Source organism: Brevundimonas subvibrioides ATCC 15264 (genome assembly GCF_000144605.1).
In the GTDB taxonomy this organism is placed as follows: Bacteria; Pseudomonadota; Alphaproteobacteria; order Caulobacterales; family Caulobacteraceae; genus Brevundimonas; species Brevundimonas subvibrioides.
Window position 1 is genome coordinate 1,663,831 of record NC_014375.1, and the last position, 26,646, is coordinate 1,690,476.

The following is a 26,646-nucleotide window of genomic DNA, read 5'->3' on the forward strand; positions in this document are numbered from 1 at the left end:
AATAGCGCGCCACTATGGCCAACCGTTGCCCTTCGCGGTGAATGACGCGTCAACCGTGTTCGTGAGGACACTTTCAAACATTGAGGGCCAGAGTGATCGGGCTCTCGGACACGGCCTGGTGGCGGAGGGGCGACGCAACGGGTGTGCAAACCCGTAAACCCTCCGTTCAACTCGGAGGCCAGGCCTCCATCCCTCCCTGAAGCGCGCCAACGCTCGCGACGCGGTCGCTCGCTGCTCGAGCGCGGGTTGTGAACGGCGCTACCCCTCGACGCGGTGCGGCGCTATCACGACCGCGTGAAACCCGTCCTCGCCACCGCCCCCCGTCGATTCGAAGCCCTCGATTCCCTGCGCGGCATCTGTGCCGTTCTGGTCGTGATGTTCCATATGCCGGTCGCCAGCCACTGGCGCGACTGGGGGCTGGTCCAGCACGGCTATCTTTTCGTCGACTATTTCTTCGTCCTGTCCGGCTTCGTGATCGCCCATGCCTATGCCGGTCGGCTGACGACGCCACGCGAGGCCGGGCGGTTCATGGTGCGTCGGCTGGGTCGGGTCTGGCCGCTGCACGCCCTCATGCTGGCCGCCTTCATCGGGCTGGAGCTGGCCCGGCTCTTCTTCCAGATCGACGGCGCGACGCCCTTCGTCCGCGACCGGTCGGTGGAAGCGATCTTCGCCAACCTGCTTCTGGTCCAGGCCTGGCATGTGTTGCCGTCCCTGACGTGGAACGGTCCCGCCTGGACGCTCAGCGCCGAGGTCGCCTGCTATCTGATCTTCGCCGGTCTGGTCCTCGTCGCGCCCCGGCGTTTCCGCTGGATCGGTGCGGTTCTGGCCCTGATCGGAGCCGTTCTGGTCCTGGCCTATGCCCGGCGCTGGATGAACACGACCTACGATTTCGCCGTTCCGCGCGCGGTCTACGGCTTCTTCCTCGGCTGCCTGCTCCAGGGCGTCTGGACCCGGATCCCGCGTCTGGGCGGGTCCGCCGCCACGGCGCTGGAAGTCGCCGCCGTCGTCGCGATCTGCGTCTTCATCGGCTGGGCCACCGGGCCGGTCACGGTCGCCGTCACCCTGATCTTCGTCGCCGTCGTATGGGTGTTCGCGGGGGAGGAGGGGGCCCTGTCACGCGTCCTCGATCATCCGGCCCTTGTCACCCTGGGGCGCTGGTCGTTCGCCATCTACATGGTCCACATGTTCGTGCTGACGGTGCTGATGATCGTGGCCCGCAAGCTGGACTGGGTTCCGGGCGGGCGGCGTATCGACTTTGGTTCGGTCTGGATCAATGATCTGTTCGCCGTGGCCCTGTTCGGCCTGATCCTGGTTCTGGCCCTGGTCGCGCACCGTCTGGTCGAGACCCCTGCCCAGCGCCTGATCGACCGCTGGACCGCCCGGCCGAAGGTAGCGCACTGACGAGGAGGCGTCTGATGGCCGAGGCAAAGACGAAACCGACCGCCGTGTCGGTCGAGGCCTTCATCGCGGCGGTCGAAGACCCCCGGCGACGCGACGACGCCGCGGCGGCGACCGCCCTTCTGGGCCAGGCCACGGGGCTGGCTCCGACCATGTGGGGGCCGACCATCATCGGCTTCGGGCGCTATCACTATCGCTACGACAGCGGCCATGAGGGCGATGCGCCCCTGGTCGCGTTCGCCCCGCGCAAGGCCAACCTCGTCTTCTACATGGCGGCCTATGAGGACGCCCGCGTCGATTTCCTGAACCGGCTGGGCAAGCACAAGAGCGGCAAGGGCTGCATCTATGTGAACCGGCTGTCCGACATCGACCCGGACGTGCTGGCCGAGATGGCGCAGTGGAGCATGAAGACGCTCCAGGCCCGCTATCCGGCCTGACGTCAGGCCGCCATGCGCAGGTCGGCGTCCTGCCAGCCGCGCGCTTCGTCCCACAGGGCGTCCTCGTCCGAATACCGGGCCGAGGCACGGGCATCGATGACGTCGACCACCTGTTCCTCCAGCCGGTCCCAGATGACGGCGAGGTCGCCGCAGCCGTCGGCCTCGCAGGGCACGATCAGGTAGCGGTTGGCGTTGACGGCAGCTTGGGGGGCGAAGGCGCGGGCCATGGGACGATCTCCGGTGAGCGACGTCTTGTCGTTGATCGTGGTATAGGGCGGTGATACGTCAAAATCGGACGTAGGGTTCCGGAGGCTTCGCGTGCGGCACGACAAGGCGGTCATGGTCGTGGAGCTGGCGCGTCGGCTGGCCGCCTCGGCCGAGGGGCTCACCCTGGACGACATGGCCCGCGACCTCGACGTCGGTCGCCGCACGGCCGAGCGGCTGCGCGACGCCGTCATCGCCCTGTTCCCCGCGACGGAGGAGGTCTTCGATCCGCCCCAGAAGCGTTGGCGCATCCGGGGCGGCCTGTCCGCCTTCGAACAGGCCCCGACCACCGTCGAACTGATCGAACTGACCCGTGCCGCGCAGGGCCTGCGGGCAGCGGGCGAACCCGGCCGGGCGGCGGCGCTGGAGGGGCTGGAGCGAAAGCTGAAGTCGGCCATGCGCTCGACCACCCTGAACCGTCTGGCCCCGGATCTGGAGGCCCTGATCCGGGCCGAGACCATCGCGGTCCAGGCCGGGCCACGCCCGGGGGCCGACGAGGCCATGCTGGCGACGATCCGCGGCGCGGTCCTGGCCCAGTCGCCGCTGGGCTTCACCTATTCCCGACCGGGGGCCGAGGCCCGCCGGCGCAGTGTCGCCCCGTGCGGGGTGATGTTCGGCCGGGCCAACTATCTGGTCGCGGCCGACCGCGACAGCGGCAAGGTGCAGACGTTCCGGCTCGACCGGATGAGCGCGGTGGAAGCCCAGCCGGGCTTCGCGCCGCCGCCGGCGGACTTCGACCTGTCGGTCTTCGCCAGCCAGTCCTTCGGCATCTATCAGGACGAGATCGAGGACGTGGTCCTGTCCGTCACGCCCCAGGGGGCGGCCGAGGCGCGGGGCTGGCGCTGGCATCCGACGCAGTCGCTGGAGGATCAGCCCGATGGGTCCGTCATCGTCCGTTTCCGGGCGTCGGGCATGCGCGAGCTGGCCTGGCACCTGTTCACCTGGGGCGATCAGGTCGTCATCCTGGCCCCGCAACGCCTGAAGGCCGTGATGGCCGGCGAACTGGCGGCGGCACAAAGGGCGCTCGACGCCGTTCCCTGACGTCCGGCTTCATGAGCGATCCTTAAGGTGAAGACATGGGGTCGGGTTGCTACCCAGAACGCCGTCGCCGACCCGGGGGATACCCATGCGTGCCTTGCTGATCGCTCTCGCCGCCACGACGCTGACCGCCGGCTGCGCCTCGGCCGCCCCCCCGCGCCACGCCCAGGCCAGCATCGACACGCCCGTGACCGTCGCGGTCGAGCGGGACGGCGATCGCTGGACGGCGGACTTCGTGCTGAACGAGGACGCACCCGTCTGGTTCTTCCAGCGATCGGCCCTGCTGCGCGTCGGCCGGATGCCGTGGCGCCCCGACAGCTGGACGGTCGAAACGCCCGGCGTCATCCTGGATCGTCAGGGGCGCTACGACGTCCTGCGCGCCGCCGACGGCGGTCCCGTCCCGCGCCGCGTCCGGGTCCGCATGGTGCCGAGCGCCGGCGATCTGGAGGCCGACTACGATCCCGCCCTGATCTTCTCGGACGGCGCCGTGGCCCTGTACTCGGGGCAGTTCGACGCGTCGCCGCTGGCGTCGGTCGAGCAGGCGCGCGCCCTGCCGCTGGACCTGAACGGCCTGGATCTGCCCGGCGGCCCGGCCGAGGTCAGCTGGCACGACAGGGCCGGGCCGGTCATGTTCAAGGGCGAGCGTCTGGCCCGGGTCACCGCCATCGACGCCGACACCTATGTCCTGTTCGGCGAGGCCCGGACGCGCGAGGGGCAGGGGATCACCACGGTGATCGATCCCGGCCTGCCGACGTGGCTGGGCGACCAGCTGGGCGGCTTCACGCCGCTGGTGATGGACTACTACGCCGCGCGCCTCGGCCCGCAGGCGGGCCCCAAGCCCACGCTGATGGTCAGCTGGACGGGGCCGACCGAAAGCCTGTCCAGCATGGGCGGCAGCGTCCTGCCGGGCCTGATCTCGATGAATTTCGAGGGCGAGGGCGTCCTGAACCCCGAACCCGCCGCCCTGGCCCGCGCCCGCTGGTTCATCGGCCACGAGAGCGCGCATTTCTGGCTGGGCTCCGACGGCCTGAAGTACGAGTTCGCCCGCGATGCCTGGATCACCGAGGGCGGGGCCGACCTGATGGCCGTGCGGGCGATCTCCGCCATCGATCCGTCCTGGGACGCCCGGGCCGAGCTTCAGCGCGAGGTCGACGACTGCGTGACCTTCGCCACCGGCAAGCCCGTCGCCACCGCCGGCGAGCGCGGCGACAACAAGGCCTTCTATGCCTGTGGCGCCGTCTGGGCCATGGCGCTGGAGGGGGCGAGACGGGAGCGCCGCGGGGGTGATTTCTTCGATGTCGTCGCGGACCTGCAGCGCCTCAACGCCGACGACGGCATCCTGACCCGCGAGGAATGGCTGCAGATGCTGACGCGCGAGTCCCGCGATCCGTCGCTGCGGGCGGGCATCGAGCGAATGCTGGACGAGGGTTCAAACAACCCCGCCAGCGAGATCGCCCGCCTGTTCGAACGCACCGGCGTGGCCTTCACGATGGTGGAGGGACGCGTCGTCCTGACCGGGGATCAGGCCGCGCCGAAGGGATAGGGACTGACCGATTTCGACCAGTCGTCGACCGCCAGAACGCGGTCGACCGGCGGGGCGGCCCGTTCGGCGCAGGGATGGCGGTGGCACAGGCGGCAGGCCGGACCGATGGGGGTGACGTCCGGCGCGGCCAGGTCGAGCCCGCGCGCATGGACCAGTCGATGCGCGTCCTTCAGCTCGCACCCCAGGCCGATGGCCAGGTCGTAGCGCTCGCCGAACCCGTCGTGCCCCTGACGGTCGACGGTCCGGGCCAGGGTGAACCAGCGGCGTCCGTCGGGCGTCTCGATGATCTGGGTGACCAGCCGTCCCGGCGTGCGGAACGCGGAGTGCAGCCGCCAGCGGGGGCAGGCTCCACCGAACCGCGCGAACGGGAAGGCCCCGGCGGCATAGCGCTTGGAGACATTGCCCGCCTGATCCACGCGCATCAGGAAGAAGGGCACGCCCCGCGCAGTCGGCCGGGACAGGGTCGTGAGCCGGTGCGCCACCTGTTCGAACGACACCGCGAACCGCGTCTGCAGCCGGGAGATGTCGTATCCGGTCGCCTCGGCCATGCGCTGGAAGGCGGCGTAGGGCATCAGGATGGCGGCCGCCAGTGTGTTGGTGAGCGACACCTTGAGCAGCGCGCGCGTGGTGGCGTCCGGCGGCCGGGCCGCGTCGGCCAGGGCGTTCAGCTCGGCGTCATGCTCGGCGAGGGCCAGCTGGTAGGCGATGGCGAAGGCGCGCGAGGAATGGTCCAGCGTCTCCGACAGCAGCAGCCTGCGCCGGTGCGGATCGAACCGGCGCGTCCATTCGACCATGACCTCGGCCGGCATGACCTTGACCGCCAGATTGTGGCGCGTGGCCAGTCGTACGCGCGCCAGGGCCTCGCAGCCCTCGCCGGTCATGTTCGGGTCCAGGGCCGCGTGCAGGGTCTCGCCCAGACCGTCCAGCTGGGGGAAGTAGTTGGCGCGCGACTGGACATGGTCCCGCACCCAGTCGGCCGGGGAGGCGGCGTCGCTGGACTGCCCGCCCTCGATCAGGGCGGCGCGGGTCTTGTCCCGCTGCTCGGAAAAGGCGCGGTACAGCCGCACGATGGCCTCGGCCGCCCCGGGCGCGTCGTCGACCAGCTGCACCAGCTCGTGGCGCGGCACCTCCAGCCCCTTGAACAGCGGATCGGCCAGCACCTCGGCCAGGTCCGCCTCGCCCGCCGCCCCGGTCTGGCCCAGCGTCCGCAGGTCGACGTCATAGGCATCGGCCAGACGCAGCAGCAGCTGGGCCGAGACCGGGCGCTGGTTGCGCTCGATATGGTTCAGGTAGCTGGGCGAGACGCCGAGGTCGCCGGCCATGGCCGTCTGGGTCAGGCCCCGGTCGCGCCTCAGCCGCTTGACCCGGGCCCCGAGGAACAGCTTGCGATCGGCGGTGACGTCCATGGACCATGCTTGTCACATCGTGACTGAAATTCAAGGGTCATAATGTGACAAGATGACTTCGCAGACCGGCCCGCTTCTGTATCAAAGATGACAGGCGCGTGTTTGATGGTCTGGCCGTCGCGACGTTCGCCCCGGCCAGATCAGATCCCAGAGCCGCGCCATGACCACCTTCGCCGATCTCGTTCCATCCCCCGCCGGTCGTTTCGACGGCATCGAGCGCCCCTACACGCCCGAGGATGTGCTGAAGCTGCGCGGCTCGGTGCCGATCACCCACACCCTGGCCGAACGCGGGGCCAACCGCCTGTGGGAGCTGCTGCACTCGGAACCCTACATCAACGCCCTCGGCGCTGTGACCGGCAACCAGGCCATGCAGATGGTCCGCGCGGGTCTGAAGGCCATCTACCTGTCGGGCTGGCAGGTCGCCGCCGACGCCAACACCGCCGGGGCCATGTATCCGGACCAGTCGCTGTACCCCGCCAACGCCGCGCCGGAACTGTGCCGCCGCATCAACCGCACCCTGCAGCGCGCCGACCAGATCGAGCATGCCGAGGGCGGGGCAAAGCGCGACTGGTTCGTGCCGATCGTGGCCGACGCCGAGGCCGGTTTCGGCGGCCCGCTGAACAGCTTCGAGATCATGAAGGCCTTCATCGAGGCGGGGGCCGCGGGCGTCCACTTCGAGGACCAGCTGGCCTCCGAGAAGAAGTGCGGCCACCTGGGCGGCAAGGTGCTGATCCCGACCCAGGCGCATGAGCGCAATCTGATCGCCGCCCGCCTGGCCGCCGACGTCATGGGCGCGCCGACGATCACCGTCGCCCGGACCGACGCCGAAAGCGCCCAGCTGATCACCTCCGACATCGACGAGCGGGACCGGCCCTTCATCGACCGCGACAACCGCACGCCCGAAGGCTTCTTCCGCCTGAAGGAAGGCACGGGCCTGGACCACTGCATCGCGCGCGGCCTGTCCTATGCCAAGATCGCCGACCTGCTGTGGTGGGAGACCAGCCACCCCTCGCTGGAGGACGCCAAGAAGTTCGCCGAGGCCGTCCAGAAGGAGCACCCCGGCAAGCTGATGGCCTACAACTGCTCGCCCTCCTTCAACTGGAAGGCCAAGCTGGACGACGCCACCATCGCCAAGTTCCAGCGCGAGCTCGGGGCCATGGGCTACAAGTTCCAGTTCGTGACCCTGGCCGGCTTCCACGCCCTGAACAACTCGATGTTCGAGCTGGCCGACGGCTACCGTGACCGCGGCATGGCGGCCTATTCCGAGCTGCAGCAGCGCGAGTTCGCCAACGAGGCCATCGGCTACACCGCCACCCGCCACCAGCGCGAGGTCGGTACCGGCTACTTCGACCAGGTCGCCACCGTCATTTCCAACGGGCAGTCCTCCACGACCGCCATGAAGGAATCCACCGAAACCGCGCAGTTCGTCGCGGCGGAATAAGGAGAGAACCCATGGATCCGATCAGCCGCCCCCAGGCCATCATCGACTTCTGCCTGGCCCCCCTGGACCTCGATCCGGGTTCGGAGTCGGAGAAGGAAGTCCGCCGCCGTCTGGAGCACGTCATCAAGACGTTTCAGGCCAAGGCCGCCACGCCCGTGGCCGTGGACTTCTCCCGCATGCCGTCACAGGTGATCAACGAAGCCGCCCACGGCTACGAATAGGGCGAGTTCAGGCGGCGAGGGCGCAGCTCTCGCCGCCCAGTTCGCTGACCAGGGCGATCAGTTCGGCCGCGTCGAACGGTTTGGCCAGGTGCCGGTCTGCCCCGGCCGCCTGGCCTGCCGCGATATGGTCGGGCAGGGCGTTCGCGGTCAGCATGACGACCGGGGTCCTCTGGGTGCCCGTCGTCGCCTCGTGCAGCCGGATTTCACGAACGGCCGTCAGCCCGTCCATGACCGGCATCTGCATGTCCATCAGGATCAGGTCGAACGTCTGCAACCGGGCTGCCGCCAGGGCCTGGGCGCCATCCTCGACCGACACCAGGTCGACGGGGGCCTGACCCAGAATGAGCTCCACGACCTTGCGGTTGGTCGGATGATCGTCCGCCACCAGCACCCGGACCCGACGCTCGTGCGGATCGGCTGACGACGCCAGTTCGATCGGCTGCACCACCGGGGCCTCGGCCGCAATCAGGGGCAGGGTCAGGATGAAGGTGGATCCTCCGCCGGCCTCGCTTTCGCAGTCCAGATGCCCGCCCATCATGTCCGCCAGCTGGCGACAGATGGCCAGGCCCAGGCCCGTCCCGCCGAACCGGCGGGTGATCGTGCCGTCGGCCTGCTCGAACCGCGTGAACAGGCGGGCCTTGGCCTCGGCATCGAACCCGACGCCGGTGTCTTCGACCGTAAAGCGCAGGATCGCGGCCCCGTCCCGGTCACGGCCCACCGCGGCATTCAGGCTGACGAAGCCCTTGGCCGTGAACTTGACGGCGTTGGACACCAGATTGGTCAGCACCTGCTTCAGGCGGACGACGTCGCCTCTGACCCAGCCTTCCGCGGCCGGGTCGATATCGACGAAGAACTGGAGGCCTTTCTCGGCGGCCGGCGCGCCGTACAGGTGCGCCGCCTCGTTGATGGCGCGGGCCAGATCGAACGGCTCGTCCGCGATTTCCAGCCGCCCGGACTCGACGCGGGCCAGATCGAGGATGTCGCTCAACAGGGTCTGCAGCGTCACCCCCGACGACTGGATCAGGTTCAGGATCTCGCGCTGGTCGTGATCCAGTTCGGTGCGGGCCAGGGCCTGGGTCAGGCCGATCACGCCGTTCAGCGGGGTCCGGATCTCATGGCTCATGTTGGCCAGGAATTCCGACTTGGCCCGGTTGGCCGTCTCGGCCGTGTCGCGCGCTTCGGCCAGGGCCTGGGCATCGCGCTTCAGGTCGGTGATGTCGTTGACGACCGTGACGATGCCGCCCTGGGCCGTGCGGCGGTCCTGGACCCTCAGCCAGCGATCGCCCGAAATCTGCTGTTCCAGAGTGTTCGACAGCCGCCGCCGTGCCGCCAGCCGCTCCTCGATCCATTCCTGCTCGCGCCCGACGGCCTCGGCATAAAGACCCTGTTCCAGGCCGATCTGCAGCATGTCACGAAACTTCGCCCCGACTTCCAGCGCGGCCGCCAGCTCGGTGTTCACCTCCGCATAGCGCGCGTTCCAGATCACCAGTCGGTCGTCGGCATCGTAGAAGCCCAGGCCGTCGGGCATGGTGTCGATGGCCTCGCGCAACTGGTTCAGGGAACTGCTGCGGCCCCACAGGCTCATCATGGTGACCAGTGCGGCGGCAGCAACGACCAGGGTTGCACCGCCGACGACCCAGATCAGCAGACTGGTTTGTGTGATGGCCGAGACCGGCACACGGATGGTTGGATCCGGAACGATCGTCAGCCCGGCCATGCCGCCGAAATGCAGGATGCAGACGCTGGTCACGGCCAGGAATGTGTTGGTCGAAATGCGCTGCCAACCGTCACGACGTTTCCAGATCGCCGTGCACATGGCGGCCAGGATGCTGAGGGTCACGGCCGTCACGACGGTGGCCGTATCCCAGGTGGCGACCGCGCCATCGATGCGGATCGCGGCCATGCCCATGAAATGCATCGCAGCGACGCTGCAGACGGCCAGGACGGCGACGAGCACCCGGGTCAGTCGCGAATCGTTGCTCAGCGTCAGCGCGATGCCCAGCGCCATCCCGACGACGACGATGGCCAGCGACATCAGGGTCTCGCTGGCGACGTAATGCAGCGTCTCGCCGGACCGATAACCCAGCATCGCCAGGAAATGCGTGGCCCAGACCGTCAGGCCGCCGAGTACTCCGGCCAGTCCGCCGTAGGAAAACCGATCGCGCTGCGAAGACCGCCGGGCCATGCCGATCAGGGTGATGCTGGTTGCCAGTCCGGTGACGCAAACAGTCGCCGCCAGCAGCGTCAGCCGCCAGTCGTGCATCCCCACCAGACAGTTCACGATCCAAGGCAAAGGCGCGTCTTCCCCAACTCAGACACGCACCCTGGCGACAATAGGTAAAAAAAGCGGTCGGTTTCCGATGAATCGCGGTCTCAATGACTGCGGGTCGTCATCGCGCCGTGTCCGGATGATGCTAGTCCTGACGACCGGACGCCACGAACGGTGCCGGATCCCGGAGCATTCGCCATCCATGCCCTTTGACGAATCGCCATCGCCGGTCGCCCCGCTGGCGTCCTCGCGGCTCTGGACCGCGGGCACGACCGGGGGCGTCGCGGTCGTGGTCATGCTGGTGATCGCCGCGGCCCGTCCCGACATTTCGGCCTGGTTGATCGGAGGGGCCTGTATCGTCGCGATCGTCTCCTGGCTGGGGGCGCGCAGCCAGCCGGTCGCCGGTCAGGCGTCCAGCGCCGACGTGCCGGCGACCTCGCGCCACGGGGACGACGGCCGCCTGCTGGACAGCGTCTTCGAGGCGCTGGACGATCCGGTCCTGATCATCAGTGGGGGCGAGGCCGACGATATCGCCGGACGCCGGATCGTGCTGGCCAATCGCGCGGCCCGCGAACTGCTCAGGGTGCCGCGCGAAGGCATGCTGCTGGTCTCCGCGATGCGCGATCCCAATGTCCTCGAGGCCATCGACGAGGCCCTGTTCGGCGGCATCAGCCGGACCACGGACTATGCGGCGGGTGGATCGCGCGCCCGGCACTGGAAGGCGTGGGTCCGGCCCCTGCCATCACCCGAAGGGGCGGCACTGGCCCTGCTGGGTCTTCGCGACGAGACAGACGTGCGCCGGATGGAGTTGATGCGCGTCGACTTCCTCGCCAACGCCAGCCACGAGCTGCGGACGCCGCTGGCCTCCCTCAGCGGCTTCATCGAGACCCTGAAGGGTCACGCCCGCGACGATCCCGCCGCCCGTGACCGGTTTCTCGACATCATGGCGGCCCAGGCCGAGCGCATGAGCCGGCTGGTCGCAGATCTTCTTTCGCTCAGCCGCATCGAGCTCAACGAGCATATCCCTCCTTCGGGTCGGGTCGATCTGGGCCGGGCCGCGGCGGACGTCGTGGACGCGCTCAGCGTGCTGTCCCAGGACAAGGGCGTGTCCATTCATCTGGCGGTCCCCGAGGGCGGCCGGATCACGGGGGATCGTGACGAGATCGTTCAAGTGATCCAGAACCTGGCGGACAACGCGATCAAGTATTCGACCACGGGCGCGATCGTTGAAATCGGTCTGGACATCGGACTGGACGCGGACCGCGCCACCGCCCCGCGCATGCCGGGCGCGACCCGGCTTTCGCTGTTGACCCCGGATCGCGAGATCGGCGTGCGCTATGCGGCCGTGACCGTGCGCGACCACGGGCCGGGGATGGCGCGTGAGCACCTGCCGCGGCTGACGGAGCGGTTCTACCGCGTCGAGGGCCAGAAAAGCGGGGAGCGGGCGGGAACGGGTCTGGGCCTGGCCATCGTCAAGCACATCATCAACCGCCATCGCGGCGGTCTGATCGTCGAAAGCTCGCCCGGCGAAGGTGCCCTGTTCACCGCCTATTTTCCGATGACCGACGACCGGACCCCGTCACCGATGCCGGCCTGACGGCCGCGTTGACGACGTTTGCCCTGCGTCGTTGCAGAACTGTCATTCAGCCGTCGTAATCCGCTGACCATCCGAGGGCAGGTTCCGCGCCGACATCCGCCGATCCTCGGCGGTTCTGATTCTGGCGCACGACAGCCCAGAATACGGTGTTCTGGGGCGTGATGATCTGGTTCCTTATCCCCGTGCTGGCTGTGATGGCTGCGCTGGCCTACGGGCTCGGGCGCAACCGTGCGCAGCGCCTGGCGCGCGATGTGGCCAAGGGCGAGAGCCCGCACTCGCGCCCGCAGCAGCACGGCTACTACGCCCTGATCTGGGTGGCGGTCCCCGCCCTGGCGGTGGTCATCGCCGCCGGCCTCTTTTCGGGGAGCATTGAACACAGCCTTGTGGCCGCCGGGTCTCCGGACGCGGTCATGGCGCTGGAGCCCTTCCGCCGCGAAGCCTTCATGAACGACGCCCGTATCGTGGGCGAAGGCGGCCGTGCGCTGCAGGCCTGGCCCGGCGAGCTGGCTCCGATCCTGATCTCGGAAGGGGCCAGAGCCGGCCGCATTCACGATACGCTGGTGTGGGGTGCCGTCGCGGCGGCGATCCTGGCCGCGATCATGGGCGGGCTGTTCGCCCTTGCCCAGATCAGGCCGAGCCTGCGCGCCAGGAACCGGGTCGAAGGCTGGATCGGGGGTCTGCTGTTCGCCTGTTCGGCGGTGGCGATCCTGACCACCGTCGGCATCGTCTTCTCGTTGCTGTGGGACAGTCTTCGCTTCTTCCAGGCCGTGCCCGTCACCGACTTCCTGTTCGGCACCCAATGGAGCCCGCAGATCGCGATCCGCGCCGACCAGGTCGGATCGTCGGGGGCCTTCGGCGCCGTCCCGCTGTTTGCAGGAACCTTCCTGATCATGCTGATCGCCATGGCCGTCGCCGCCCCGGTCGGCCTGTTCTCGGCCATCTACCTTTCGGAGTACGCCAGCAGCCTGTCGCGCGGGATCGTCAAGCCGCTGCTCGAGATCCTCGCCGGGGTGCCGACGGTGGTCTACGGCTTCTTCGCCGCCCTGACGGTGGGGCCGGCGTTCCGCGAGTTCTTCAACGGGATCGGGGCCCTGCTGGTCGGCGGGCCGCTGGACGGGATCGGCCAGTATCTGCTGCTGGTCCAGAACCAGATGGCGCTGGTGGCCGGGGCCGTCATGGGCATCATGCTGATCCCGTTCGTCTCCTCCCTGTCCGACGACATCATCAACGCGGTGCCGCAGAGCCTGCGCGACGGGTCCTATGCCATGGGCGCCACCAAGTCGGAGACGGTCAAGCGCGTGCTGTTGCCGGCCGCCCTGCCGGGGATCGCCGGTGCCCTGCTGCTGGCCATGTCGCGGGCCATCGGAGAGACCATGATCGTGACCATGGCGGCCGGGCTGGCGGCCAGGCTGACGCTCAACCCCCTCGATACCGTGACGACCGTCACCGTTCAGATCGTCACCCTGCTGACCGGCGACCAGGAGTTCGACAGTCCCAAGACGCTGGCGGCCTTCGGCCTGGGCCTGACCCTGTTCCTGGTCACCCTCGTCCTCAACATCGTCGCCCAGCGCATCGTCCAGACCTATCGGGAACAGTATGACTGAGGCGACCCCCGACATCCTGACCGAAGGTGCCCGCGACAGCCTGCTGAAGCGCGGCCTCAAGGCGCGTTATGCCCGCGAGGGTCGGTTCAAGCTCTACGGCCTGCTGGCGATCGGCGTGGCCATGAGCTTCCTGCTGCTGCTGCTCGGCCGGATCATCGAACAGGGCCACACGGCCTTCTACGCCAACCAGATCACCGTGCCCGTCTATATGGACCCGGCGCGTATCGACCGTGCCTATCCGCAAGGTACCAATTTCCAGCAGATGGTCGCCCAACAGTCGCTGGCCCGGATGGGCGTCACCGACGACGAGCGCGGGACGAAAACCACGGCCTATCGCGCCCTGCTGTCGTCGGAGCTGAAGTTCCGCGCGGCCGCCATGATCCGCGAGAACCCGGCCCTGATCGGCCAGACGGTCACGGTCACTGCTCCGGTCTCGGACGAGGCGGACCTCTATTACAAGGGCGAGGTGACCCGCGAGACGCCGGCCGACCAGCGCAAGGTCTCCGACCAGCAGATGGCCTGGCTGGACGGGCTGAAGCGTGACGGGGCGGTCTCGACGACGTTCAACACCCTGCTGTTCACCAACGGCGATTCGACCGAGCCGGAACTGGCCGGCGTCCTCGGCGCGGTGGTCGGCTCGGCCCTGATGCTGCTGGTCACTGCCGCCCTCGCCATTCCGCTGGGCGTCGGGGCGGCGGTCTATCTCGAGGAATTCTCCAAGAAGGGCCGGATCACCGACCTGATCGAGGTGAACATCAACAATCTCGCGGCCGTCCCGTCGATCGTCTACGGCCTTCTGGGCGTGGCCCTGTTCATCAACTGGGCGCATCTGCCCCGCTCCTCGCCCCTGGTGGGCGGGCTGGTGCTGGCCCTGATGGCCCTGCCGACCATCATCATCGCCACCCGCTCGGCGCTGAAGGCCGTGCCGCCGTCCATCCGCGAGGCGGCCCTGGCCATGGGTGCCAGCCGGACCCAGACGGTGTTCCACCACGTCCTGCCCCTGGCCATGCCGGGCGTGCTGACCGGCACCATCATCTCCATGGCCCATGCCCTGGGCGAGACCGCACCCCTGCTTCTGATCGGCATGGTCAGCTTTGTCCCCGGCATCCCGCATTCGGTGACGGCCCCGACGGGGGCGCTGCCCTCGCTGGTCTACATCTGGGAGAACGCCTCCGAGCGCGCCTTCCACGAACGGACGGCCGCGGCCATCCTGGTTCTCCTCGCCTTCATGATCGTCATGAACGCCGCCGCGATCCTGTTGCGCCGGCGGTTCGAACGCCGGTGGTAAGCTAATGAAATTCCCTTTCTTTCGTGCCCCGGACGGCCGCGAGGGCGGTCCCGCCGACCCGACCGACGTGCCCATGATGGGCGGCCAGGTCCTGCCCGCCGCCGGGACGCATCCTGATGCGTCCGTCAGCGAGTCCATGCCGGCTGCGCAGGCCGAACCTGCGGGAGCGATGGCCGGCCGCATCCCGTCGGTGACCTCGCCCTCCGGGCCCGCCGGTCCGACCAAGATCGCGGCCCGCGACGTCTCGGTCTTCTATGGCGACAAGCAGGCCCTGTTCGACGTCAGCCTGGATATCCCGGACAAGACCGTCACCGCCTTCATCGGGCCGTCGGGCTGCGGGAAGTCGACCTTCCTGCGCTGCATGAACCGGATGAACGACACCATCCAGGGGGCCCGGGTCACGGGCCAGATCCTGATGGACGATCAGGACGTCAACGCCCGGACGGTCGATCCGGTCCTGCTGCGCGCCCAGGTCGGCATGGTGTTCCAGAAGCCGAACCCCTTTCCCAAGACGATCTACGAGAACGTCGCCTACGGGCCGCGCATCCATGGCCTGACCGAGTCCAAGGCCGAGATGGACGCCATCGTCGAAAGCTCGCTGAAGAAGGCCGGGCTGTGGGACGAGGTCGCCGATCGCCTGCATTCGGCCGGCACGGGGTTGTCCGGCGGACAGCAGCAGCGTCTGGTCATCGCCCGCGCCATCGCCGTGCGGCCCGAAGTCATCCTGATGGACGAGCCCTGTTCGGCGCTGGATCCGATCGCGACGGCCAAGATCGAGGAACTGATCGACGAGCTGCGCGAGCAGTACTGCATCGTCATCGTCACCCATTCGATGGCCCAGGCCGCGCGGGTGTCGCAACGCACGGCCTTCTTCCACCTCGGCCGGCTGGTCGAGCACGGCAACACCGAGGAAATCTTCACGAATCCCCGTGAACGGCGCACGCTCGACTACATCACGGGACGCTTCGGGTGAACCAGCACACGGTCAAGGCCTACGGCGACGAGCTGAACCAGCTGACGGCTGAGGTCGCGCGCATGGGAGGCCTGGCGGAAGCCCAGGTGGCGGACGCGGTCGAATCCGTGGCCCGGCGCGACATCGCCCTGGCCCGCGCGGTCGTCGAGCGCGACGTCAAGCTGGACGCGATGCATCGCGACATCGAGAAGAAGGCCATCCGCCTGATCGCCCTGCGCCAGCCGGTCGCCTCGGACCTGCGCAAGACCCTGTCGGCGATGAAGCTGGCGACCGATCTGGAACGCACCGGCGACCTGGCCAAGAACATCGCCAAGCGGGCCCTCAGCCTGGCCGAGACCGAGCCGATGCAGCCCCTGACCCGCTCCATCGAGCGCATGGGCAAGCTGGTGTCGATGCGGCTGCGCGACGTGCTGGACGCCTATACGGCCTCGGAGATCGACCGCGCCATGGCCGTCTGGGCCTCGGACGACGAGGTCGACGAGCACTACAATGCCCTGTTCCGCGAACTGCTGACCTACATGATGGGCGACCCGCGCACGATCAGCGCCTGCACCCATCTGCTGTTCATGGCCAAGAACCTGGAACGGATCGGCGACCACGCGACCAACATTGCCGAGGTCATCCACTACGAGATCACCGGCGACGAGATGACCGGTGAACGACCCCGCTGGACGCCGTCGCCCGGCGACTGGGACGCCGACACCAGTCATCTGACGACCCCGCCCCCAACCGCCTGACGCCTGAGCCGACGGAGACCGACATGCAGCCCTATATCCTGGTGATGGAAGACGAGGACGCCCTGGCGACCCTGCTCCAGTACAACCTCGAAAAGGAAGGCTACGACGTCGTCGTCGCCGCCGATGGCGAGGAGGGTCTGGTCCAGATCGACGAGCGTCAGCCGGATCTGGTCCTGCTGGACTGGATGCTGCCCAAGGTGTCGGGCATCGAGGTCTGCCGTCGTCTTCGGGGTCGCCCCGAGACGCGCAACCTGCCGGTCATCATGCTGACCGCGCGGGGGGAGGAGAGCGACCGCGTGCGCGGCCTTGACACCGGTGCCGACGACTATCTGACCAAGCCCTTCTCGATGACCGAGCTGATCGCCCGCATCCGCGCCGTGCTGCGTCGCATCCGGCCGGGCCTCGCCGATGACCGCGTCGGGCACGGCGACATCGTCATCGACCGCGTTGCGCACCGCGTGCGGCGCTCGGGCAAGGAGGTCCATCTGGGCCCGACCGAGTTCCGCCTGCTGGACCATTTCATGCGCCACCCGGGCCGCGTGTTCAGCCGCGAGCAGCTGCTGGACGCCGTCTGGGGCAGTGACGTCTATGTCGAGGCCCGGACCGTCGACGTCCACGTCGGCCGCCTGCGCAAGGCCCTGAACGTCGAGGAGAGCGCCAATCCGATCCGGACGGTCCGTTCGGCCGGCTATTCCCTGGATCTGGACGGCTGACGTCAGTCCGTCGCTTGCCGGGTGACCGGCGGCGACGCAGTCGAAGGGCCGAGGGCCAGGACGCCGTCATAGGCTCCGTCTCCATAGCCGCCGAGGACCAGACCGCGCGCTTCGGCGTCATAGCGGGCTGGCACCGGATGGACGCCGCAATCCGACGTACAGTTCCAGGCGTCGCCGCCCTGTTGGGCGACATACAGCGTTACCGTCTCGTCGGCCGGCAGGTGCGCGGCCGCCGGCAGGCCGAGGCCGGGAAAGTTGGCATTTTCTTTCTTGCCGGCGTGGATGTTGCCGACCAGGGCGAACACGCGGGCCTGCGGCCGGTCGATGGCGGCGCGGCTCAATAGATACCCCATGTCGAGCTCGTAATAGGACTGGGGGAACTCCCGTGGCCGCTGCGAGCCCGGTTGGAAGGCCACGATGGCGACGTCGCGTCTTTCGACCCTGAGCCGACGCACGACCTGCATCATGTCCAGCATCGCCCGGCTGGTGCGGCCGTCGTCGATCCGCGGATTCATGAACCACGTGCCGTCGAGCGCCGCCCGGGCCTCCGTCTCGCTGTCTGCAGCCAGAAAGGCGTCCAGTTGGGGTTGCATCGGCTGCGGCAGTTCCAGGGCCACTGTCACCGGCCCTCGGGCGGCCGCCTCGCAGACGATCCGGGCGAAGGCTGCTGGGGTTTCAGCTGTCCCATGCGTCTCGCCCACGACGACGATTCGCGGGTTGCGATCGAGCAGGTCTGAAACGCCGGGCGGCGCGGCGCAGACGGTCTGGGCCAGTGCGAGCGCCAACAGCGAACCGAACATTTCATCCCTCAGGTTGGATGGGGTGGCCGCTGCCGGTCACCCCATCCCGCCAAAGTTGAGTGGACAAAGCGGCGTTTAGTGGGCCTCGGCCGCCGCCGCCGCGACGTCCGCCGGTTCGAGCTTGTAGACCGTCGCGCAATACTCGCACGTCACGTGGATCTTCCCGTCCGGCTCGACCATGTCGGCGCGCTCGGCCTCCGAGAAGGAGCCCAGAACCGACTGGATGCGGTCGGGCGAGCAGCGGCAGATGGCCTTCAGCGCGCGGGAATCCTCCAGCCGCACACCGTCCTCGTGGAACAGGCGGAACAGCAGGGTCTCGGGCGTGATCGTCGGATCGATCAGCTCATCGTCGCCCAAGGTCTGGAACAGGGCGCGAGTGCGGTCCCAGACCTCCTCTGTCGAGCCGCGCGCATCGTCGGCGGCGATCAGCTGGATCAGGGCCCCGCCCGCGCGCCAGGCCGTGCCGGTCTCGGTCGTGACCGAGCCGACCGCCAGATGCACCTTGGTCGGTACCTGCTCGGACTGGACGAAGTAATGCTCTGCCGCCAGCGACAGGCTTTCGCCCTCGATCGGCGTGATGCCCTGGGTCCGTTCGAAGTCCGGGCCGCGGTCCAGGGTCATGACGAACACGCCCTGACCCAGCAGCGCCTTGGCCCCGGGCCGGACGAAGCCCTTGGACGCTTCCTCGACCTCGGCCTCGTCGAACCGGCAGTAGCCGCGCAGGTGCCCGTCGGTGTCGTAGTCGGCGACGACGTAGCGAACCGGCCCGTCCCCCTGGGCCTGGACGATCAGACGCCCCTCGAACTTCAGCGCCGACCCGACGAGGGCCGCGAGGGCGCAGGCCTCGCCCAGCAGGGCGGCGACCGGCTCGGGGTAGGCGTGGGCGGACAGGATAGTGTCGATGGCTTCGCCCAGACGCACCAGGCGACCGCGTACCGGCCAGCCCTCGATCTGGAAGGCGGCGGCCAGGTCGTCGGCGGGATGATCGCCGAGGGCGGGGGTGAACGCGGCGGCAGGCTCGTGATCGGTCACGGCAGGGTCCTTGGGCAGGCGAAATGTCGAGAAGGGGGCAAGATAGGAAACCGGGAGCCGCTTGGTAAGGGTGGGGCAGGGCGTGCTATCCCTCGGAACCGCCTCGAAGCCCGCCTCGTTTTCGATCCAGACGTCCTGCGAAAGTCCACCATGCCGACCAGACCGATCCTGAAGCCGCTCGATCAGCAAGCCATCGTCATCACGGGAGCCACCTCGGGCATCGGCCTGTCTACCGCCCGGCGCGCGGCGGCGGCGGGGGCCTGCGTCTTTCTGATCGCGAGAGGCGAGCAGGACCTGAAGGCCCTGGTCGAGGAGTTGCAGCGGGAGGGCGCGCGCGTGGCCTATGCGGTGGCCGACGTGGCCGACCACGACGCGCTGGCCCTGGCCGCCGACAAATGCCGTCGCCTGTTCGGCGGCTTCGATACCTGGGTCAACAATGCGGGCGTCTCGGTCCACGGGCCGATCCGCGAGACAACGCTGGAAGACCAGCATCGGGTGTTCGAGACCAACTACTGGGGCGTGGTGAATGGGTCGCTGGTGGCGGCAGAGCATCTGCGGGCCCAGCCCGGGGGCGGCACCATCATCAATGTCGGATCGGTGCTCGGCGATTCGCCCATCCCCGTTCAAGGCGTCTATTCGGCCTCGAAACACGCGGTGAAGGGCTTCACGAACGCCTTTCGGATGGAGCTGATGCGGGAGGGGGCACCGGTCGCGGTCAGCCTGATCAAGCCGTCCGCCATCGATACGCCCTACAACCGGCATGCGCGCAATCTGACGGGTGAGCCGTTCCGCAATCCCCAGCCCGTCTATGCGACCCATGTGGTGGCCGATACGATCCTGTGGTGCGCCACCCACGCGATCCGCGAGATCACGGTCGGGGGCGGCGGGCGCCTGATCGCCGGTTTCTACGCCCTGCTGCCAGGCTTGGCGGAACCACTTTTCGCCAAGTTCGCTCCTAGCCTCATGCGGGACAGGCGTTCCGCCTATCAGCCGTATGACGACGGGCTCTACGAGCCCTCCGACGACGGCCTCGACGAAGAGGTTCATTATCCCATGGTTCGACAGTTCAGCGCTCTGGCCGAAGCCCGCAAACATCCCGGCATCACGGCGGGCTCGCTCGCCGTTGTCGCTGCGGCGGCTCTGGCGACCTATCTGCTGACGCAACGGACGGGCCCCACGCGCTATGATGCGCTGCGCAGCCGTCTCGACCCGCGCGGCTGGCTCGACGCCGAAGCCCTGCGTCACCGGTTCGACGACATCTCGCGCGGCCTGACGGAACGCGCCGGGGAGTTTGGCGAGACTGTCAGCGATCTGGGCGACGACGCGCGCCATCAGGCGAAGAAGGCGCTCAAGCGTGGTCAGCGGGCCATGTCGGACAAGCAGCGTCGCAAATACGCCCGCGAAGCCCGGCGCTACGCCGAGCAGACAGGCCGTTCCGCGCGCCGCTACGCTGACGATGCCGGTCGCTATGCCAAGGATCACGCCCGTGAGGGTGGGGCCCTCATTGCCCTCGCGACCATCGCGGCGGCCATCGGCGCGGCGGCTCTGGAAAGCCAGCGTCCCGACAGCCGTGTGCGCAGAATTACGGGTCTCTGACACCAGACAAAAGCCGTTGCGACCGGGCCGAAGGTCGGCGAAAGGGGGGGCATGACCGCTCTCCCGACGCTGATCTTCGATTTCGATTCCACCCTGGTGCGGATCGAGACGCTGGAAGCCCTGGCTGACATCGCGCTGGCCGGCGTCGAGGGCGCGGATGCGATCCGCGCCCAGATCGCGAGTTTGACCGACCGCGCCATGGCCGGCGAGATGGATTTCGGCGCAGCACTGAAGGCCCGGCTGGCCCTGCTGCCCCTGACGCGCGCGCACGTCGAACTGCTGGCGGACCGTATCCTGGAGGAGGGCACGCCTTCGGTGCGGCGGAACCTCCGCTTCTTCAATGAAAACGCGGATCGGCTGGTGATCCTGTCGGGCGGGTTCCGAGAAGTCATCGCCCCGATCGCGGAGCGCCTGGGCGTGGCCCCCGACCGGGTCCTCTGCAACGACCTGACCTATGACGCGGACGGGCGGGTGACCGGCGTCGATGAGACCAACCCCCTGGCCCGCGAGAACGGCAAGCCGATAGTCATTCGGGGGCTGGGTCTGACTGGTCCTGTCGTCATGATCGGCGACGGCTGGAATGATGCGGAGGTCAAGCTGGCGGGGGCCGCGGACCGGTTCTACGCCTTCACCGAGATCGCCCGACGCGACAAGGTCGTGGCCGTGGCGGACGGGGAAGCCACCTCGATCGACGAGCTGCTGCACGCCGAGGGTCTGGCCGGACGCTGGTCCTATCCCCGCAACCGCATCCGGATGCTGCTGCTGGAAAACATCCACCCTGCGGCCGTCGAACGGCTGGAGGAGGCGGGCTACTCCGTGGAGACCCGCAAGGGCGCGCTGGACGAGGACGACCTGATCGCGGCGATCAAGGGCGTCCATGTCCTCGGCATCCGCTCCAAGACCAATGTTAGTGAGAGGGTCTTGGCCGAAGCGGACCGCCTGATGGCCATTGCCGCCTTCTGTATCGGCACCAACCAGATCGATCTGGAAGCGGCCGCAGGGCGGGGCGTCGCGGTCTTCAACGCGCCCTATTCGAACACCCGCAGCGTGGTCGAACTGGCCATCGGTCTGACCATCACCCTGATGCGCGACGTGGCCGACAAATCGGCCGCCATGCACCAGGGCGTCTGGAACAAGTCGGCCGACGGCTCGCGCGAGCTCCGCGGCAAGACCCTGGGCATCGTCGGCTACGGGGCGATCGGATCCCAGCTGTCGGTGCTGGCCGAGGCGCTGGGCATGCGGGTCATCTTCCACGATCTGTCCGAGCGACTGGCGCTGGGCAACGCCCGCCGGATGCGAAACCTCGAGGCACTCCTGGCCGAGGCCGACGTGGTGTCGATGCATGTCGACGGACGCAAGGAAAACACCAACCTGATCGGTGCCGCCCAGTTCCAGGCGATGCGTCCGGGCACCCTGTTCCTGAACCTGTCGCGCGGCCATGTCGTCGACATCGGGGCCCTGTCGCAGGCGATCGGATCGGGTCGGGTCGGTGGCGCGGCGCTGGACGTCTTCCCCGAGGAACCGCGAACCAACGCCGACCCGTTCGACAGTCCCCTCCGCGGCCTGAAGAATGTCATCCTGACGCCCCACATCGGCGGCTCGACCGAGGAGGCCCAAGAGGCCATCGCCGAGTTCGCCGCCGAACGTCTGCTGGGCTATCTGAACCGGGGCGACACCACCTTTTGTGTGAACCTGCCGAACGTGCAGCTCAGCGACGTGTCGGGCGGGCACCGGATCCTGCACATTCACAGAAACCAGCCGGGCGTCATGGCCGAGCTGAACCGCGAACTCTCTGCGGCCGGCCTGAACATCCTCGGCCAGCACCTGAAGACCGACGAGCGGACCGGCTACGTCATCACCGATGTCGACCGCGACTACGATCCGCAGGCGCTGCGTGTGCTCAAAAGTGTTGCCGGAACGCTTCGTTTCCGTCTGCTGCACTGAAAGCTGACGCAACGGCATCTTGCGTCGGCGCAAAAGCGGATCACACTGGCCTTCAACGGTCGCGACCAGCCGACCGATGGGAGGATACAATGTCAGGACTTCTTCGCGGTGCAGCTCTGGCTGCGCTGACGCTCGCCGCATCCGTCACCGTGGCCGGTGCCGCTTCGGCGCAATCTTACAACCGTCTGGTCGTGTTCGGCGACAGCCTGAGCGACAACGGCAACCTGTACCGCGCCAGCGGCAACACCCAGCCGACCTCGCCGCCCTATTTCCAGGGGCGCTTCTCGAACGGTCCGGTCTTCACGGAACTGCTGGGCTTCACGGCCGGCGTTTCGGCCGCCGGCGCGCCGGTGACGGGCAGCATCAACTACGCCTACGGCGGCTCGCGCACGGACAACGTCGTCGCCTTCCCGCCGGGCATGCGTCAGCAACTGACGACCTACACCACCGCGGGCGGCGTGTTCGGATCGCGTGACCTGGTCAGCGTCCTGGGTGGCGCGAACAACATCTTCCAGGCCTTCCCGGGTGCCGCCGGCAACCCTCTGACGGCCCAGACGGTGATCAGCGGCGTCGCCACTGCGGCGGCCGCCGACATCAACTTCATCGTCAACTCCGTGGCGGGTGCCGGGGCCGGGACGGTCCTGGTGACCAATCTGCCGCGCCTGGGTCTGACGCCGCAGTTCTCGGCGACATCCATCGGGGCCACGGGCTCGTCGCTGGCCGACTTTGCCGGCAGTACATTTAACAGTGCCCTTGCGAACGGTCTGAACACTCTCGCGCCGACCCGGCCGAACACCAACATCATTTTGTTCGATATCGCCAAGGTCAGCGACACGCTCGCGTCTGACCCCGCCCGGTTCGGCCTGACCAACGTGACGGCTCCGTGCCTGAGCGGCGTGACCGTGTGCGCCACGCCCGACACCTATCTGTACTGGGACGGCGTGCACCCGACGGCGGCCGGTCACCGACTGTTCGCGGCCCTGGCCAACGACTACCTGTACTATGGCGACCTGGGTGCCAGCAGCACCCTGCAGGGCGAGACCGCCTTCCGCCATCACGAAGACACCCTGTCGACGGCGACCGACAGCCTGTCGGGTCGCGGCCCCTGGGTGGCCGGCACCAGCATTTCGGTGACCGGCGGCTATGACCAGTCCGAAACCGATGCCCGCGGCAGTGTCGCCTCTGCCACGGCAGACGGCGCGGTCGTCCGCGGTGCTCTGGAAGCCGGGACCGAGACGATGCGCTTCGGCCTGGCCGGAACCTATCGCGAGGGCAATGTCGAATCGGGTCGCAACCGCTTCGACCTCCAGTCGATCGGCCTGGATGTCTATGCCGGCTATCGCTCGGGCTCGCTGTTCGTGAATGCCGCCGCCGGCGTCGCCAGCGATGACTACAACGACATCGAGCGCGTCTCCTCGCTGTCTCCGATCGTGATGACGGCCACCACCCGCGGCCAGAGCACGGGCGCGCGTCTCCAGGGCGGCGTCTGGCTGGACCTGGGCGGCATCGCCATCTCGCCCCGCGCGGCGGTCAGCTATGTCACCGCCAATGTCGACGGCTACACCGAACAGGGCGTCGCCGCGTCCTATCGCTATGAGGATCGCTCGGTCAACGCCGTCACGGCCGAGGCCTCGGTGCGGGCCGAGGGCCAGATGGGCGGCTTCGGCGTATTCGTCGAGGGCGGCTATCGCGACAACGTCGACGACACCACCAACGACGTCCGGGTCGGCATCGCCAACAACCCGGCCCGTACGCTGGCCCGCAGCTTCGATGATCCGTTCGGCGGCCAGATCCTGGCCTCGGCCGGCGTGTCGGGCGACCTGGGCCCGGTGAAGGTCGAACTGTCCTATCGCGGCCGCTTCGGCGATCACGCCGACAGCAACATGGGCGGCATCACCTTCACCCTGCCGCTCTAGCCGGACCGGTTTCCCCTCTCCGCCGACGATTGGCGGGGAGGGGAACTCGACTAACGGAACGTTTTGGTGCATTAGCGCCCACCTGTTACGGCTCGCGCTTTCGCCCGGCGCGAGCCTTTATTCGTATTCACCGGGCGCGAGAGGCCGCATGGCTAAGGAAGAACTGCTCGAGTTTCCCGGCGTGGTGTCAGAACTGCTGCCCAATGCGACGTTCCGCGTTCTGCTCGAGGGGAACGACCACGAGATCATCGCCCATACGGCGGGCAAGATGCGCAAGAACCGCATCCGCGTTCTGGCCGGCGACAAGGTGCTGGTCGAGATGACGCCCTATGACCTGACCAAGGGCCGTATCACCTATCGCTTCAAGTAAGGTTGGGTGAGCGCCCGACCTGAACTGGTGCTGGCTTCGGCCAGCCCGCGCCGCAGCGAACTGCTGGCGCTGGTCGGGATCACCCCCGACCGCATCGACCCCGCCGACATCGACGAGACGCCGCTGAAGGACGAGACGCCCGCGCGGCTCGCGGTGCGGCTGGCACGCACCAAGGCGCAGACCGTGGCCGAGCGCGCGCCGGGGGCCGTGGTGCTGGCGGCGGACACGGTGGTCGCCGTGGGGCGTCGCCTGCTGGAGAAACCCGCCGATGGTGCCGAGGCCGCACGGTTTCTGAGGCTGCTGTCGGGTCGCAACCACCGCGTCTTCACGGGCGTGGCCGTGGCCTGCGGCGACCAGGTCACCCATCGCTGCATCGACACGCGTGTGGCCTTCAAGCGGCTGTCGGAGGCGGAAATCTCGGCCTACGTCGCCGGGGGCGACTGGCGGGGCAAGGCCGGCGGCTACGGAATCCAGGGCCCGGCGGCGGCCTTCGTGCTCAAAATCATCGGCAGCCACCCCGCCGTGATGGGCCTGCCCCTGCCCGAGACCGTTAATCTTCTGGCCGGAGCCGGCTGGACCCGATGAGCGAGGTCGAGGCCTTTCTGGACGACACGCCCGGCGAGCTCCGGGGCATCGTCGTACGGGATGGACTGTACGAACGCCTGATCGTCCAGCGGGAGAGCGATTCGCCCGCGCATCGCCTTGGGGCCGTCTCCATCGGTCGGATCGCACGCGTGGAGGGGGCCTTCCGGGCGGCCTTCGTCGATCTGGGCTGCGCCGGCCCCATGGGGTTCCTTCCCCTGTCGAAAGGGCAGAGCCTCCTCGAAGGGACGGCGGTCGAGGTCGAGGTCGCGGCCGAACCGCGCGAGGCCAAGGGGCCGACACTGCGCCTGCGCGGGATGGGGCAGGGGGCTCCACGGCTTCTGTCGGCCGGCCCGTCGGTTCTCGAGGAACTGGCGAGGTTCGCACCGGACGCCGTGCCCGTCACGGGCAGCGATGCGATTCGCGCCAGCCTGGAGGCCGAGGAAGAGGCGATGACCATCGCCCACCTGTTTCCCCGCTTTGCTCTCGACCTTGCCATCCAGCGGACGCGCGCCCTGATCGCGGTCGATCTCGACTATGCCCATCTGCCGGGTCGCGACGCCCGCAAGGGACGCGACGGAGCGAATCGGGAGGGTCTGGTCCAGGCGGCCCGATTGCTGCGGTTGAAGGGATGGGGCGGCCTCGTGGCCATCGACCTTGTCGGGACCACGCTCGACCCCAAGGTCGTGTCCGAGATGACGAGATCGGCCTTTGGCCCGGCGGCGACGGTGGGGCCGATCAGCCGCTTCGGCCTTCTGCAGCTGGCCCTGCCATGGCGGACGCGACCGGTTGACGACCTTCTGCTGGAGGCGGACGGCACCCGCAGCCGGATGACCCGGGCCATCGACCTGACGCGGCGCCTGCGCCTGGCGCTGGCGTCCGATACCGCGAGCCCGCGTCTGACGGTGCGATGCGCGCCCCAGGACGCGGAAAATGCCGCTCCTCTCGTCACGCGACTGGGCCCGCGCGCCGCGGTCGTGGCCGATGCGCACATCGCGCCCGGCCACCCGGTCTTTGAACAGGGATGAACGCCATGTCCGTCTGCCCGATCTGTCGCAAGAACCCGACCGTCGCGGCCTACAGGCCGTTCTGTTCCCGGCGTTGTGCCGACCTGGATCTGCAGCGCTGGCTGGTCGGTGCCTATGTCCTGCCGGACACCGATGAGGGGGTCCCGGACGCTGATCCGGAAAACGACGACTGATCCCGTCTGGACACCCTCATTCGGCTCGCCTATAGACCCCGCTCTCGCATTTTGATGCGTGCGCCTGGGTAGCTCAGTTGGTAGAGCAGCGGATTGAAAATCCGCGTGTCGGTGGTTCGAATCCGCCCCCAGGCACCACCACCTCCCCCTCACGGATTGCGACGGCTTTGGCCGTTCCGGGGTTGGTTAATCTAACGATGAAATGCAGCAGTGGTGCGACATTGCGGGGATTTACACTCCGGGCTCGCCCCAAGGGTGAAAAGCACCCCTGCGCCC

Annotated in this window: 24 protein-coding genes and 1 tRNA gene; 20 read left to right on the forward strand and 5 right to left on the reverse strand. The window is 68.3% G+C overall.

All coding sequences use genetic code 11. The features are described 5' to 3' along the window. Nucleotides 1-294 precede the first annotated feature (294 nt). Together BRESU_RS08350 and BRESU_RS08355 are read left to right on the forward strand one after the other, a co-directional pair. A complete protein-coding gene (locus tag BRESU_RS08350) occupies nt 295-1,401 on the forward strand; it encodes an acyltransferase family protein (RefSeq protein ID WP_245528621.1) in 1,107 nt (368 codons plus the stop codon). A 14-nt stretch (nt 1,402-1,415) separates the two neighbouring features. Then, a complete protein-coding gene (locus BRESU_RS08355) occupies nt 1,416-1,835 on the forward strand; it encodes a DUF1801 domain-containing protein (RefSeq protein ID WP_013269103.1) in 420 nt (139 codons plus the stop codon). A gap of 2 nt (nt 1,836-1,837) precedes the next feature. Here the strand turns inward: BRESU_RS08355 and BRESU_RS08360 are convergent, their stop codons facing one another. Beyond that, nucleotides 1,838-2,062, reverse strand: coding sequence for a hypothetical protein (locus BRESU_RS08360; protein ID WP_013269104.1), 225 nt, complete (start codon nt 2,060-2,062; stop codon nt 1,838-1,840). A 91-nt stretch (nt 2,063-2,153) separates the two neighbouring features. On the opposite strand from BRESU_RS08360, the gene BRESU_RS08365 reads away from it, so the two are divergent. Beyond that, on the forward strand, nt 2,154-3,140 hold the full coding sequence (locus BRESU_RS08365) for a helix-turn-helix transcriptional regulator (protein WP_013269105.1): 987 nt from the start codon (nt 2,154-2,156) through the stop codon (nt 3,138-3,140). A gap of 85 nt (nt 3,141-3,225) precedes the next feature. After that, nucleotides 3,226-4,680 (forward strand): hypothetical protein, encoded by a 1,455-nt coding sequence (locus BRESU_RS08370; RefSeq protein WP_013269106.1) that lies wholly within the window; start codon nt 3,226-3,228, stop codon nt 4,678-4,680. Here the strand turns inward: BRESU_RS08370 and BRESU_RS08375 are convergent. After that, on the reverse strand, nt 4,659-6,086 hold the full coding sequence (locus BRESU_RS08375; RefSeq protein WP_013269107.1) for a helix-turn-helix domain-containing protein: 1,428 nt from the start codon (nt 6,084-6,086) through the stop codon (nt 4,659-4,661). The two genes, BRESU_RS08370 and BRESU_RS08375, sit on opposite strands and share 22 nt — an antisense overlap. A gap of 160 nt (nt 6,087-6,246) precedes the next feature. On the opposite strand from BRESU_RS08375, the gene aceA reads away from it, so the two are divergent. Further along, nucleotides 6,247-7,527 (forward strand): isocitrate lyase, encoded by a 1,281-nt coding sequence (gene aceA, locus BRESU_RS08380; RefSeq protein WP_013269108.1) that lies wholly within the window; start codon nt 6,247-6,249, stop codon nt 7,525-7,527. An 11-nt stretch (nt 7,528-7,538) separates the two neighbouring features. Next, nucleotides 7,539-7,748: a hypothetical protein gene (locus BRESU_RS08385; RefSeq protein ID WP_013269109.1), complete on the forward strand. Its 210-nt coding sequence runs from the start codon at nt 7,539-7,541 to the stop codon at nt 7,746-7,748. Between the two features lie 7 nt (nt 7,749-7,755). Here the strand turns inward: BRESU_RS08385 and BRESU_RS08390 are convergent, their stop codons facing one another. Beyond that, nucleotides 7,756-10,041, reverse strand: coding sequence for an ATP-binding protein (locus tag BRESU_RS08390; RefSeq protein ID WP_013269110.1), 2,286 nt, complete (start codon nt 10,039-10,041; stop codon nt 7,756-7,758). Nucleotides 10,042-10,219: 178 nt separating this feature from the next. On the opposite strand from BRESU_RS08390, the gene BRESU_RS08395 reads away from it, so the two are divergent. The 6 genes from BRESU_RS08395 (at nt 10,220) to phoB (ending at nt 16,929) form a co-directional block, all read left to right on the forward strand. Continuing rightward, entirely contained in the window at nt 10,220-11,614 is a 1,395-nt protein-coding gene (locus BRESU_RS08395) for an ATP-binding protein (protein ID WP_013269111.1), read from the forward strand. Nucleotides 11,615-11,775: 161 nt separating this feature from the next. Next, entirely contained in the window at nt 11,776-13,218 is a 1,443-nt protein-coding gene (pstC, locus tag BRESU_RS08400) for a phosphate ABC transporter permease subunit PstC (RefSeq protein WP_013269112.1), read from the forward strand. After that, nucleotides 13,211-14,506, forward strand: coding sequence for a phosphate ABC transporter permease PstA (pstA, locus tag BRESU_RS08405; RefSeq protein WP_013269113.1), 1,296 nt, complete (start codon nt 13,211-13,213; stop codon nt 14,504-14,506). Before pstC ends, pstA begins: the two co-directional genes overlap by 8 nt. Nucleotides 14,507-14,675: 169 nt before the next feature. Beyond that, on the forward strand, nt 14,676-15,479 hold the full coding sequence (gene pstB / locus BRESU_RS08410; RefSeq protein WP_156796279.1) for a phosphate ABC transporter ATP-binding protein PstB: 804 nt from the start codon (nt 14,676-14,678) through the stop codon (nt 15,477-15,479). Continuing rightward, nucleotides 15,476-16,216 (forward strand): phosphate signaling complex protein PhoU, encoded by a 741-nt coding sequence (gene phoU / locus BRESU_RS08415; protein WP_013269115.1) that lies wholly within the window; start codon nt 15,476-15,478, stop codon nt 16,214-16,216. Before pstB ends, phoU begins: the two co-directional genes overlap by 4 nt. 23 nt (nt 16,217-16,239) lie before the next feature. Continuing rightward, nucleotides 16,240-16,929 (forward strand): phosphate regulon transcriptional regulator PhoB, encoded by a 690-nt coding sequence (gene phoB, locus BRESU_RS08420; RefSeq protein WP_013269116.1) that lies wholly within the window; start codon nt 16,240-16,242, stop codon nt 16,927-16,929. Between the two features lie 2 nt (nt 16,930-16,931). Here phoB and BRESU_RS16900 read toward each other — a convergent pair whose 3' ends face one another. Beyond that, nucleotides 16,932-17,729 (reverse strand): TraB/GumN family protein, encoded by a 798-nt coding sequence (locus BRESU_RS16900; RefSeq protein ID WP_013269117.1) that lies wholly within the window; start codon nt 17,727-17,729, stop codon nt 16,932-16,934. A gap of 75 nt (nt 17,730-17,804) precedes the next feature. Continuing rightward, nucleotides 17,805-18,761, reverse strand: a complete 957-nt coding sequence (locus tag BRESU_RS08430; protein WP_013269118.1) for an Hsp33 family molecular chaperone — start codon at nt 18,759-18,761, stop codon at nt 17,805-17,807. Nucleotides 18,762-18,911: 150 nt separating this feature from the next. Here BRESU_RS08430 and BRESU_RS08435 point away from each other — a divergent pair, with 150 nt between their 5' ends. From BRESU_RS08435 to BRESU_RS08465, 8 genes are all read left to right on the forward strand, one after another. Beyond that, nucleotides 18,912-20,357 (forward strand): SDR family oxidoreductase, encoded by a 1,446-nt coding sequence (locus BRESU_RS08435; protein ID WP_013269119.1) that lies wholly within the window; start codon nt 18,912-18,914, stop codon nt 20,355-20,357. Nucleotides 20,358-20,408: 51 nt separating this feature from the next. Next, on the forward strand, nt 20,409-22,301 hold the full coding sequence (serA, locus tag BRESU_RS17790) for a phosphoglycerate dehydrogenase (RefSeq protein ID WP_013269120.1): 1,893 nt from the start codon (nt 20,409-20,411) through the stop codon (nt 22,299-22,301). Nucleotides 22,302-22,390: 89 nt separating this feature from the next. Further along, nucleotides 22,391-24,217, forward strand: coding sequence for an autotransporter domain-containing esterase (locus BRESU_RS08445; RefSeq protein ID WP_013269121.1), 1,827 nt, complete (start codon nt 22,391-22,393; stop codon nt 24,215-24,217). A 148-nt stretch (nt 24,218-24,365) separates the two neighbouring features. Beyond that, nucleotides 24,366-24,587, forward strand: coding sequence for a translation initiation factor IF-1 (infA, locus tag BRESU_RS08450; RefSeq protein WP_013269122.1), 222 nt, complete (start codon nt 24,366-24,368; stop codon nt 24,585-24,587). A 6-nt stretch (nt 24,588-24,593) separates the two neighbouring features. Next, nucleotides 24,594-25,172, forward strand: a complete 579-nt coding sequence (locus BRESU_RS08455) for a Maf family protein (protein WP_013269123.1) — start codon at nt 24,594-24,596, stop codon at nt 25,170-25,172. Further along, entirely contained in the window at nt 25,169-26,197 is a 1,029-nt protein-coding gene (locus BRESU_RS08460; protein ID WP_013269124.1) for a ribonuclease E/G, read from the forward strand. The genes BRESU_RS08455 and BRESU_RS08460 overlap by 4 nt, the downstream gene beginning before the upstream one ends. A 5-nt stretch (nt 26,198-26,202) precedes the next feature. Beyond that, a complete protein-coding gene (locus BRESU_RS17150; protein WP_013269125.1) occupies nt 26,203-26,370 on the forward strand; it encodes a DNA gyrase inhibitor YacG in 168 nt (55 codons plus the stop codon). 62 nt (nt 26,371-26,432) lie between these two features. Continuing rightward, nucleotides 26,433-26,508 (forward strand) — tRNA-Phe (locus tag BRESU_RS08465). Nucleotides 26,509-26,646 lie beyond the last annotated feature (138 nt).